Raw genomic sequence first — 12,101 nt, forward strand, 5'->3', positions numbered from 1 at the left:
GAGCCGACCTCCTGTCAACGTGACGCGCGAATGCGCGCGGCGTACCAGTCATACGAGGCGCGGGGCGTCCGGTCAAGGGTCGCGTAGTCGACGTGGACCAGGCCGAAACGCTGGCGGTAGCCCTCGGCCCACTCGAAGTTGTCGAGCAGGGACCAGACGAAGTAGCCGCGCACGTCGGCTCCGGCCTCCCGCGCCGCGTCGAGCGCGGCCAGGTGCGAGCGCAGGAAGTCGATCCGGCGGGCGTCGTCGAGCTCGGCGGCCGAGCAGCCGTTCTCGGTGATGACGAGCGGCGGCAGCGCCTCGCCGTACCGTTCGCGCAACTCCCCCAGCACCGTCGTCAGGCCCTCCGGCACGACGACCCAGCCGAAGTCGGTGCGCTCGCCGGTGTAGCCAGGGGGCACGTCGTGCACGGTGAACGGCAGCTCGGCGGGCATCTCGATCCCGTTGACGTCCGCGCCGGCGCCGGTCGGGGCGCCGACGTAGGCCGGGCTGTAGTAGTTGACGCCGTACCAGTCGAGCGGCGTGGCGATGACCGTCAGATCGTCGGCCGCCGGCCCGGGCATGAGGTCGCCGAAGCCGTCCGGATAGGCGCCGGTCAGCAGAGGATCGGCGAACAGACGGTTGTTGAGCAGGTCGTAGAGGTCGGCGGCGGCGCGGCCCTCGTCGGTGTCGCCGACGACCTCGACCGGCTCGTGGCTCATCGCGATCCCGACCGACGTCGCGCCCGCCTCCCGCAGCGCCCGCGCGGCGAGCCCATGGCCGAGCAGCAGGTGATGGGCCACCGGCAGCGCGTCGAAGAGCAGCCCCTTGCCGGGCGCGTGGGTGTCGAGGGCGTAGCCGAGCATGGTCAGCTCACGCGGCTCGTTGACGGTGATCCAGTGCCCCACGCGGTCGCCGAGCCGTTCGGCCACCTCGGCGGCGTGGTCGGCGAAACGCAGCGCCGTGTCACGCTCCAGCCAGCCGCCGGCCTCCTCCAGCTCCAACGGCGTGTCCCAGTGGAAGAGCGTCGGCACAGGCGTGACCCCGACGTCGAGCAGCCGGTCGACCAGTCGGTCGTAGAAGCCGATCCCCCCGGCCAGAACGCGCGGCCAGGAGATCGAGAACCGGTAGGCGTCGACGCCGAGACCGGCCAGCAGCGCGACGTCCTCGTCCATCCGCTGGACGTGCCCCGACGCCGTCGAGGCATCCGACCCGTCGGCGATCTTCCCCGGACGGCCGCAGAAGGCATCCCACGACGACTCGCCGCGCAGAACCTCCGGGGCGTTCCCCTCGATCTGGAACGCCGAGGTCGACACGCCCCACCAGAAGCCGTCCGGGGCGGACACTCAGCCCTCGAGGTCCTGGTAGGCCGGGACGACTCGGTTGATCGCGTCGCCCATGCGGTGGATGCGCAGGGCGTTGGTGGAGCCGGGGATGCCCGGAGGGGCGCCGGCCACGCAGACGACCTCCTCGCCCTCGTTGCAGCGGGCGGCCTCCAGCAGCGCCCGGTCGACCTGCAGGACCATGTTGTCGGTGTGCTTGACCTCCGGCACGAGGAAGGTCTCGACCCCCCAGCTGAGCGCCAGCTGGTTGCGCACCCACTCGTGGGGCGTGAAGGCCAGCACGGGGATGTGCGAGCGGTAGCGGGCCATGCGTCGGGCCGAGCCGCCGGTGGTGGTGAAGGCGACGACGAAGCGCGCGTCGATGGCCTCGGCGACCTGGCGGGCGGCCTTGCAGACGATGCCGGTGCGGGTCTTGGCCTGCCAGGTGTAGGCGGCCATGCGCGGCAGGCCGTGGTCCTCGGTGGACTCGACGATGCGCGCCATCGTCTTGACCGTGTGGAAGGGGTACTCCCCCACGCTCGTCTCGCCCGACAGCATCACGGCGTCGGCGCCGTCGAGCACCGCGTTCGCGACGTCGGACGCCTCGGCACGGGTGGGACGCGGGGCGGAGATCATCGACTCCAACATCTGGGTGGCGACGATGACCGGCTTGGCGTTGCGACGGGCCTTCTCGACGATGAGCTTCTGGACGATCGGCACGTCCTCCAAGGGGAGCTCCACGCCGAGGTCGCCGCGGGCCACCATGAAGCCGTCGAAGGCGTCCATGATCTCGTCGAGCGCCTCGACCGCCTGCGGCTTCTCGATCTTGGCGATGATCGGCCGGGAGATACCCTCCTCGGTCATGATCCGTCGCACGTCCTCGGCGTCACGGGCCGACCGGACGAAGGACAGCGCGATGAAGTCGACGTTGGAGCGCAGCGCCCAGCGCAGGTCGTCGATGTCCTTCTCGCTCAGCGCGGGGACGCTGACGGCGACACCGGGCAGGTTGATGCCCTTGTTGTCGCTGATCCGGCCGGGGGTCTCGACGATGGTGACGACCTCGGTGTCGCCCACCTCCAGCGCCCGCAGCCGCACCTTGCCGTCGTCGACGAGCAGCTCGTCGCCGGGCGTGACGTCGCCGGGCAGGCCCTTGTAGGTGGTCGAGCAGCGGTCCCGGTCGCCGTCGACGTCCTCGACGGTGATCGTGAACCGGTCGCCGAGGGTCAGGTCGACGGGACCGCCGGAGAACCGGCCGAGCCGGATCTTCGGTCCCTGCAGGTCGGCGAGGACCGCGATGGCCTTGCCGGTCTTCTCAGAGGCGGCCCGCACATGCTGCAGGTTCGCCAGGTGGTCGGACTGCTCGCCGTGGCTCATATTGAGCCGCGCGACGTCCATGCCGGCCTCGGCCAGCTTCAAGATCCGCTCCCCTGTGTTGACCGCCGGTCCCAGGGTGCACACGATTTTGGCTCTACGCACACCGCGAGCCTAGCCCCCCGCCCTCGGCCCGACGCGCCGCTACGCCGGTGAAGGAGACGTGGCATAAACTGCCATTAAATGCTCTCGCTCACGAAAGGAGCTGTTCGCCATGCCGACACGCAATGTTGTCCTCAGCGACCATCAACATGCCCTCGTGGACACTCTCGTCCGTTCTGGCCGCTATCAGAACGCCAGCGAGGTGCTCCGCGACGGACTGCGCTTGATCGAACGACGAGAGCGCCTGGAGGAGGCCAAACTCACAGCGCTCCGCGCCGCCGTCGACCACGGGTGGGAGGACATCGCCCGCGGACGGTTCACCGACGTTCGTGAGGACGAACTCGGTGACTTCATCGCTCGACTCGGAACCAGGGCCGCCAGCCTCGCCGACTCCGACACATGAGCGACTTCCGGCTGTCGGCAGCGGCGGAGGACGACATCGTCGACATCCTGCGCTGGTCACACGAGATGTTCGGCGAGAGAGCCCGCCTCGCCTACGAGGCGCTGCTCACCACCGCCCTCCATGACGCCGCCCGACATCGTGACCAGCCGGACATCGCGATCCGTCGCCCCGAACTGGGCGACGACGTCTACGTATGGCATCTACGCCGCAGCCGCGATCAGCCTCCCGGAAGACCCGTCAAACGGCCACGGCACTTCGTCGTCCACAAGATAGAACGCGACGCCGTCCTGATCGGGCGCGTGCTCCACGATTCGATGGAGTTGTCGCGCCATCTCGACGACAGAGCATGGGAGTAGGACGACGGTCCCACAGTCAGTGTCAGTGAGTGCGGGACCGTCGCCGGCATTGCCTCTCAGACCATCATCGGACGCGCGGTCGGCGGGATGGGCTTGGGGAGGGTGGTGGCGCCCTGGAGATAGGCGTCGACGCCGGAGGCCGCGCCACGGCCCTCGGCGATGGCCCACACGATGAGCGACTGGCCGCGGCCGCAGTCGCCGGCCACGAACACGCCCGGCTCGCTCGACATGTAGCTCAGGTCGCGCTTGACGTTGCCGCGCTCGTCGAGCTCCAGGCCTAGCTGCGCCACGACGCCGTCGGTCTCCGGGCCGGTGAAGCCCATCGCGAAGAGCACCAACTGCGCCGGGATGACCCGCTCGGTGCCCTCGACCTCGGCGAACCGGCCGTCGACCAGCTCGACCTCGCTGATCCGCAGACCCGCGACGTTGCCGTCCTCGTCGCCCACGAACTCCTTGGTGGAGACCGAGTAGACGCGCTCGCCGCCCTCCTCGTGCGCCGAGGCGACCCGGTAGATCATCGGGTACGTCGGCCAGGGCTGGTTCTCCGGACGGTCCTCGCCCGGCTGCGGCATGATCTCCAGGCTCGTGACGCTCTTCGCGCCCTGACGGATGGAGGTGCCGAGGCAGTCCGCGCCGGTGTCGCCGCCGCCGATGATGACGACGTCCTTGCCGGTCGCGAGGATCTGGCCCTCGACCGTCTCGCCGACCGCGACGCGGTTGGCCTGCGGCAGGAACTCCATCGCCTGATGGATGCCGTTCAGCTCACGGCCCGGAGCGGGCAGGTCACGGCGGACCGTCGCGCCGGTGGCGATCACGATGGCGTCGTAGCGCTCGCGCAGCTGCGCGCCGGTGACCGTCTCGCCGACCGCCGTGCTCGTGCGGAAGACGGTGCCCTCGGCCTCCATCTGCCTGACGCGACGGTCGACCTGGGCCTTCTCCATCTTGAACTCGGGGATGCCGTACCGCAGCAGGCCGCCCGGCTTGTCGTCGCGCTCGTACACGACGACGGTGTGGCCCGCGCGGGTCAGCTGCTGCGCGGTGGCCAGACCCGCCGGACCGGAGCCGATGACCGCGACCGTCTTGTCGGTCAGCACCTCCGGCGGCTGCGGACGGACGTTGTTGTCGTCCCACGCCTTGTCGATAATCGAGACCTCGACGTTCTTGATGGTGACCGGGTCGCGGTTGATGCCGACGACGCAGGCCGTCTCGCACGGCGCCGGGCACAGCCGACCGGTGAACTCCGGGAAGTTGTTCGTCCGGTGCAGCCGGTCGATGGCCGCGTCCCAGTCGTCGCGCCACACCAGGTCGTTCCACTCGGGGATCAGGTTGCCGAGCGGGCAGCCCTGGTGGCAGAACGGAATGCCGCAGTCCATGCAGCGTCCGGCCTGCTTCGTGATGATCGGCAGCAGCGCCTTGCCGGGCCCACCGGGGTAGACCTCGTTCCAGTCGTTGACCCGTTCCTCGACCGGACGACGTCCGGCCATCTCGCGGGGCGTCGTGATGAATCCACGGGGATCAGCCATGAGCGGCCACCTCCATCATGCGAGCAGTGGTCTGTTCTTCGGACAGCCCTTCGGCCTGGGCGGCGGCCTGCGCCTCGAGCACCTTGCGGTAGTTGACCGGCATGATCTCGGTGAAGCGCGTCAGCGCGGCGGGCCAGTCGGCCAGCAGCGCCTCGGCGACGGTCGAGCCAGTCTCGTCGGCGTGCTTGCGGAGGAGATCGCGCAGCTCCTCGGCGTGCTCGTCGGGCACCGCGCGGGTCTCGACCATCTCGCGGTTGACCAGCGACTCGTCCAGGTCGAGGACCCAGGCGGTGCCGCCGCTCATGCCCGCGGCGATGTTGCGGCCGGTCGCGCCGAGGATCGCCACGCGTCCGCCGGTCATGTACTCGAGCGCGTGGTCGCCCACGCCCTCGACGACCGCCCGCGCGCCGGAGTTGCGCACGCAGAAGCGCTCGCCGGCCTTGCCGCGCAGGAAGATCTCGCCGCCGGTCGCGCCGAAGCCGATCACGTTGCCGGCGACGATGTTCTCCTCCGGCGTGAAACGCGCGTCGCGGGCGGGCCGGACGACGATCCGGCCGCCGGACAGGCCCTTGCCGACGTAGTCGTTGCCGTCGCCCTCGAGCCGCAGCGTGATGCCGCGGGGCACGAAGGCTCCGAAGGACTGGCCGGCCGCGCCGACGAAGGTGATGTCGATGGTGTCGTCGGGCAGGCCCGCGCCGCGGTACCGCTTGGTCACCTCGTGGCCGAGCAGCGTGCCGACCGTGCGGTGGACGTTGCGGATCTTGACCTGCGCGCGCACCGGCTCGCCCCGCTCCAGGGCGTCGCCGCTGAGCGCGATGAGCTCCTGGTCGAGCGCCTTGTCGAGGCCGTGGTCCTGCGTGGTGACGCAGTGCCGCGCGGCGCCCTCGGGCAGCTCGGGCACGTGGAAGATCGGCGACAGGTCCAGGCCGGACGCCTTCCAGTGGTCGATCGCCGGACGCGCGTCGAGCACCTCGGCGCGGCCGACCGCCTCCTCGATGGAGCGGAAGCCCAGCTCGGCGAGGATCTCGCGCACCTCCTGGGCGATGAACTCGAAGAAGTTCACCACGTACTCGGCCTTGCCGGAGTACTTCTCGCGCAGCTGCGCGTTCTGCGTCGCGACGCCCACCGGGCAGGTGTCGAGGTGGCAGACGCGCATCATGATGCAGCCGCTGACGACGAGCGGGGCGGTCGCGAAACCGAACTCCTCCGCGCCGAGCAGCGCCGCGACCACGACGTCGCGGCCGGTCTTGAGCTGGCCGTCGGCCTGCACGACCACGCGGTCGCGCAGCTTGTTGAGCAGCAGCGTCTGCTGCGTCTCGGCCAGGCCGAGCTCCCACGGGCCGCCCGCGTGCTTGAGCGAGGTGAGCGGCGAGGCGCCGGTGCCGCCGTCGTGGCCGGAGATCAGCACGACGTCGGCCTTCGCCTTCGACACGCCCGCCGCGACCGTGCCCACGCCGACCTCGGAGACGAGCTTGACGTGGATGCGCGCGGCCGGGTTGGCGTTCTTCAGATCGTGGATGAGCTGCTTGAGGTCCTCGATCGAGTAGATGTCGTGGTGCGGCGGCGGGCTGATCAGGCCGACGCCCGGCGTGGAGTGGCGCGTCTTGGCCACCCACGGGTACACCTTCGGGCCGGGCAGCTGGCCGCCCTCGCCCGGCTTGGCGCCCTGGGCCATCTTGATCTGGATGTCGTCGGCGTTGGTCAGGTACTCCGACGTGACGCCGAAGCGGCCCGACGCGACCTGCTTGATCGACGAGCGGCGCTCCGGGTCGTACAGACGCTCGGGGTCCTCGCCGCCCTCGCCGGTGTTCGACTTCGCGCCGAGGCGGTTCATCGCGATGGCGAGGGTCTCGTGCGCCTCCCGGCTGATCGAGCCGTAGCTCATCGCGCCGGTGGAGAAGCGCTTGACGATCTCGCTGACCGGCTCGACCTCGTCGATCGGCACCGGGCCGCGCCCGCTCTTGAACTGGAACAGGCCGCGCAGCGTCATCAGCTTCTCGGACTGGTCGTCGACGGCCTGCGTGTACTGCTTGAAGATGTCGTAGCGGCCGGTGCGGGTCGAGTGCTGGAGGCGGAAGACCGTCTCGGGGTTGAACAGGTGCTCCGGCCCCTCGCGGCGCCACTGGTACTCGCCGCCGATCTCCAGTTCGCGGGTCGCGCCGACGATGCCGCTGACCGGGTAGGCGAGGTCGTGACGGCTGCGGACCTCGGTGTGCAGCACGTCGAGGCCGACGCCGCCGAGCTTGGTGGAGGTGCCGGTGAAGTAGCGGTCGACGACCTCGGTCGACAGGCCGACGCACTCGAAGATCTGCGCGCCGGTGTAGGACGCGACCGTCGAGACGCCGATCTTGCTCATCACCTTGAGCACGCCCTTGCCGAGGCCGTAGGCGACGTTGCGCGCGGCCTTGCCCGGCTCGACGCCCTCGACGTAGACGCCCTGGCGGGCCAGGTCCTCGGCGGTCTCCAGCGCGAGGTACGGGTTGACGGCAGTCGCGCCGTAGCCGATGAGCAGCGCGACGTGGTGCACCTCGCGCACGTCGCCGGCCTCGACGATGAGCCCGGCCTGGGTGCGCAGCTTCTCGCGGACGAGGTGGTGGTGCACCGCCGACGTGAGCAGCAGCGTCGGGATCGGCGCGAGCTCGATGGTGGTGTGCCGGTCCGACAGCACGATGATGCGCGCGCCGCGGTTGGTGATGGCGTCGGCGACATCGGCGCAGATCTCCTCGATCTTGGCCTCCATGGCCTCCGCGCCGCCGGCGACGTCGTACAGGCCGCGCACGACATGCACGCTGAAGCCCGGCATGTCGCCGTCGCGGTTCATGTGGCGGATCTTGGCGAGCTCGTCGTTGTCGAGCACCGGGAACGGCAGCTGCAACATCTGACAGGACGCCGGCGACGGGTCGAGCAGGTTCTGCTCGGGGCCGATGGTGCCCTGCAGCGAGGTGACGACCTCCTCGCGGATGGCGTCGAGCGGCGGGTTGGTGACCTGCGCGAACAGCTGGCTGAAGTAGTCGAAGATCATGCGCGGGCGGTCCGAGATCGCCGCGATGGGCGTGTCGGTTCCCATCGAGCCGATGGCCTCCGCGCCGGTGCGCGCCATCGGGGCGATGAGCTTGCGCACCTCCTCGGCGGTGTAGCCGAAGACCTGCTGGCGGCGGGTCACCGAGGCGTGGTTGTGGACGATGTGCTCCAGGTCGGGCAGGTCGTCGAAGCGGACGAGCCCGGCGTGCAGCCACTCCTCGTAGGGGTGCTCGGCGGCGAGCCGGCCCTTGATCTCGTCGTCCTCGATGACGCGGTGCTCGTCGAGGTCGAGCAGGAACATCTTGCCAGGCTCGAGTCGGCCCTTGCGGATCACCGTGCTCTGGTCGAGGTCGAGCACGCCCGCCTCGGAGGCCAGCACGACGAGGCCGTCGTCGGTGATCCAGAAGCGGCCCGGGCGCAGGCCGTTGCGGTCGAGGACCGCGCCGATCTGCGTGCCGTCGGTGAAGCAGACGCAGGCGGGACCGTCCCACGCCTCCATGATCGAGGAGTGGAACTCGTAGAACGCCCGGCGCGCGGGGTCCATGACGGTGTTGTTCTCCCACGCCTCGGGGATCATCATCATGACCGCGTGCGGCAGGGAGCGGCCGCCGAGGTGCAGCAGTTCCAACACCTCGTCGAGGGAGGCGGTGTCGCTGCCCTCGGGGTCGCAGATCGGGTAGAGGCGCGACAGGTCGCCGGGGATCAGGTCGCTCTCCAACAGCGCCTCGCGCGCCCGCATCCAGTTGCGGTTGCCGCGCGCGGTGTTGATCTCGCCGTTGTGCGCGACGAAGCGGAACGGGTGGGCCAGCGGCCAGCTCGGGAAGGTGTTGGTGGAGAAACGGCTGTGCACGATGGCCAGCGCCGACTCCATGCGCTCGTCGAGCAGGTCGGGGTAGAAGGCGTCGAGCTGCTCGGTGGTGAGCATGCCCTTGTAGACGAAGGTGCGGGCCGACAGCGACGGGAAGTAGACGCCCGTCTCGTGCTCGGCGCGCTTGCGCAGGCAGAAGGCGCGGCGGTCCAGGTCGAGGCCGGTCAAGCCCTCGTCGGACGTGACGAACAGGGTCGAGAAGCTGGGCATCGCGCCGCGCGCCATGGAGCCGAGGATCGACGGGTCGACCGGCACCTCGCGCCAGCCGAGCACGGTCAGGGACTCCTCGGCGGCCATCGCCTCGATGGTCGCCTTCGCCTTCGCGGCCTCGTCGGGCTCGGCGGGCAGGTAGGCGATGCCCGCGGCGTACGACCCGGACTCGGGCAGCTCGAAGGTCGCGACGCCGCGCAGGAAGCGGTCAGGGACCTGCAGCAGGATGCCCGCGCCGTCGCCGGTGTCGGGCTCGCCGCCCACGGCGCCGCGGTGGTCGAGGTTGCGCAGCGCGGTCAGACCCTTGGCGACGATGTCGTTCGTGGCCTCGCCGGTCAACGTGGCGACGAACGCGACGCCGCAGGCGTCATGCTCGTCGGCCGGATCGTAGAGGCCTTGGGCGGCGGGCAGACTGGAGAACTTCGCGCTCACAGGAGTCCCTTCAACGTCGTGACGAAAGAGTCCGTGGACGACGTTGGCCACAGCAGCGCTTCATCATGTCATAGCGACGCCGCCGCGACCACTAAGGCGAACCTGACTCGCTCCTCTCCTCGCGCGGCCCCGTCGACCACGCCCGGAATCGCCCGACCACAGCCGCTCAGACCGCGTAGTCGGCCAGCTCATGGGCGAGCTGGCCGTCGACGTGGGCGGTGACGTGGGTGCCGTCGCCCTCGTGGCGCAGCTCCTCGATGTCGCCGGAGGCGTGGATCCGGTGCAGCAGGTCGCCGCGCTCGTACGGCAAGACCACCTGGACGCGGACCGCGGGCCGGGGCAGGTCGGCCTCGACCGCGGCCAGCAGCTCCTCGATCCCCTCGCCGGTGCGGGCGCTGACGACGTGGGCGTGCGGCTCGCGGGCCAAGAGCGACGACAGCACGACCGGGTCGGCGGCGTCGGCCTTGTTGACCACGACGATCTCCGGCACGTCGGTCGCGTCGATGTCGGCGAACACCTCGCGCACGGCGGCCAGCTGCCCGGCCGGGTCGGGGTGGGAGCCGTCGACCACGTGCAGCACGAGGTCGGCCTCGGCCACCTCCTCCAGCGTCGAGCGGAAGGCCTCGACCAGCTGGTGCGGCAGGTGTCGGACGAAGCCGACGGTGTCCGAGAGCGTGTAGGTGCGCCCGTCGCTCGTCTCGGTGCGGCGGGTGGTGGGGTCGAGGGTGGCGAACAGCGCGTCCTCGACGAGCACGCCTGCGCCGGTGAGCTGGTTGAGCAGGCTCGACTTGCCCGCGTTGGTGTACCCGGCGATGGCGACCGAGGGGATCGCGTGACGGCGGCGGTTGGCCTTGCGGGTCTCGCGGGTGGTGGCGAGGGCGGCCAGCTCGCGACGCAGCTTGGCCATCTTGGCCTGGATGCGGCGGCGGTCGGTCTCAAGTTTCGTCTCGCCGGGACCGCGTCCGCCGATGCCCTCGCCGCCGGCGGCCCGGCCGCCGGCCTGACGCGACAGGTTGCCGCCCCAGCCGCGCAGCCGCTGCGTCTGGTACTGCAGCTGGGCCAACTCGACCTGGGCCTTGCCCTCGGCGCTCTTGGCGTGCTGGGCGAAGATGTCGAGGATCAGCGCGACCCGGTCGACCACCTTCACCGTGGTGCGGTCCTCCAGGTTGCGCAGCTGGCTGGGGGCCAGCTCGCCGTCGCAGATGACCGTGTCGGCGCCGGTCGCGCGCACGATCTCGGCCAACTCCTCGACCTTGCCCCGGCCGATGTAGGTGGCGGGGTCGGGCTTGGTGCGGCGCTGGATGATCGCGTCGAGGATCTCCGACCCGGCGGTCTCGGCGAGCGCTTTGAGCTCGGTGAGGGAGTTCTCGGCGTCCTCGGCGGTGCCCTCGGTCCACACCCCGACGAGCACGACGCGTTCGAGCCGCAGCTGCCGGTACTCGACCTCGGTGATGTCGTCGAGCTCGGTGCGCAGCCCGGCGACGCGGCGCAACGCCTGACGTTCGGCCAGTTGCAGGTCGACGGCCTCGTCCACGGCGTCCTCGCTCACGCGCGCCACTCCATCTCGCCGGAGGCGACGATCACGGCGGGGCCCTCCAGGATCAGGTGGTCGTCGGCGGTCCATTCGACGTGCACCGTGCCGCCGGGCACGTCGACCCGGTAACGGACCGGGGTGTCGGCCGTCGGGCGCGCCTCGTCGGCGAGGGCGGTGGCCAGACCGACCGCGCAGGCGCCGGTGCCGCAGGAGCGGGTCTCCCCCGAGCCGCGCTCGTGGACGCGCATGCCGACGTGACGCTCACCCCGACGCTCCACGAACTCGACGTTGACGCCGTCGGGGTAGACCTCGCGGTCGAAACCGGGCGCCTCGGCGAGCGGCCCGGCGTCGGCGACCGAGTCGACGAAAGCGACCGCGTGCGGATTGCCGGTGCGCACCTCGCGGGCGGGCCAGCGGTGGCCGGGGACCGACACCTCGGAGTGCTCGCCGACGACGAACGACCCCATGTCGACGCGGATCTGGTCTCCGGCCACGTCGATCACCTTCACGCCGTCGCGCGTGGCGATCGGGATCGGCTGGGAGGCGTCGGCCAAGCCCTCCTCGATCAGGTGCCGGGCGAAGACCCGGACGCCGTTGCCGCACATCTCGCTGAGCGAGCCGTCGGCGTTGCGGTAGTCCATGAACCACTCGGCGCCGCTGTCGATCCCGGCCGCCGCCGAACGGACGACCCGCATCACCCCGTCGGCCCCGATCCCCCGCCGCCGATGGCACAGCGCGGCGACGAACGCCGGGTCGAGGTCGGGGTGCGCCTGGCCGTCGTAGTCGGGCAGCAGCACGAAGTCGTTCTCGGTGCCATGCCCCTTGAGCCAGGTGAATCGACGCATTGGACCAGTCTAGGGAAGCACTGATTTATTCGGGTGGGTTTGGGGCGGCGTGGGCCTGGCGTGTCGGTGTTTTTGTTGGAATGATGGGGTTTATGCGTTCTGGTCAGTCTTCTCTTTCCGATGTTGAGTACTCCA

General features: G+C 70.4%; 8 protein-coding genes. 2 read left to right on the forward strand and 6 right to left on the reverse strand.

The features are described from left to right. Positions 1-14: 14 nt before the first annotated feature. Together QM621_RS03270 and pyk are read right to left on the reverse strand one after the other, a co-directional pair. On the reverse strand, positions 15-1,325 hold the full coding sequence (locus QM621_RS03270) for a glycoside hydrolase family 1 protein (RefSeq protein WP_414988923.1): 1,311 nt from the start codon (positions 1,323-1,325) through the stop codon (positions 15-17). Then, positions 1,326-2,777, reverse strand: a complete 1,452-nt coding sequence (gene pyk, locus QM621_RS03275; RefSeq protein WP_414988924.1) for a pyruvate kinase — start codon at positions 2,775-2,777, stop codon at positions 1,326-1,328. Between the two features lie 109 nt (positions 2,778-2,886). On the opposite strand from pyk, the gene QM621_RS03280 reads away from it, so the two are divergent. Together QM621_RS03280 and QM621_RS03285 are read left to right on the forward strand one after the other, a co-directional pair. After that, a complete protein-coding gene (locus QM621_RS03280) occupies positions 2,887-3,177 on the forward strand; it encodes a type II toxin-antitoxin system ParD family antitoxin (RefSeq protein WP_414988925.1) in 291 nt (96 codons plus the stop codon). Then, positions 3,174-3,533 (forward strand): type II toxin-antitoxin system RelE/ParE family toxin, encoded by a 360-nt coding sequence (locus tag QM621_RS03285; RefSeq protein ID WP_414988926.1) that lies wholly within the window; start codon positions 3,174-3,176, stop codon positions 3,531-3,533. Before QM621_RS03280 ends, QM621_RS03285 begins: the two co-directional genes overlap by 4 nt. A 56-nt stretch (positions 3,534-3,589) precedes the next feature. On the opposite strand, the gene QM621_RS03290 is transcribed toward QM621_RS03285, so the two are convergent. From QM621_RS03290 to dapF, 4 genes are all read right to left on the reverse strand, one after another. Beyond that, a complete protein-coding gene (locus tag QM621_RS03290; protein ID WP_414988927.1) occupies positions 3,590-5,056 on the reverse strand; it encodes a glutamate synthase subunit beta in 1,467 nt (488 codons plus the stop codon). Next, positions 5,049-9,587 (reverse strand): glutamate synthase large subunit, encoded by a 4,539-nt coding sequence (gene gltB, locus QM621_RS03295; protein ID WP_414988928.1) that lies wholly within the window; start codon positions 9,585-9,587, stop codon positions 5,049-5,051. Before gltB ends, QM621_RS03290 begins: the two co-directional genes overlap by 8 nt. A gap of 166 nt (positions 9,588-9,753) precedes the next feature. Next, a complete protein-coding gene (gene hflX, locus QM621_RS03300; RefSeq protein ID WP_414988929.1) occupies positions 9,754-11,136 on the reverse strand; it encodes a GTPase HflX in 1,383 nt (460 codons plus the stop codon). Next, the gene (dapF, locus tag QM621_RS03305; protein ID WP_414988930.1) at positions 11,133-11,966 is read right to left on the reverse strand and encodes a diaminopimelate epimerase; all 834 of its coding nucleotides are present in this window, start codon (positions 11,964-11,966) and stop codon (positions 11,133-11,135) included. Before dapF ends, hflX begins: the two co-directional genes overlap by 4 nt. Positions 11,967-12,101 lie beyond the last annotated feature (135 nt).

The sequence above is a fragment of the Aeromicrobium sp. genome, from assembly GCF_047606445.1.
Lineage (GTDB): Bacteria > Actinomycetota > Actinomycetes > Propionibacteriales > Nocardioidaceae > Aeromicrobium.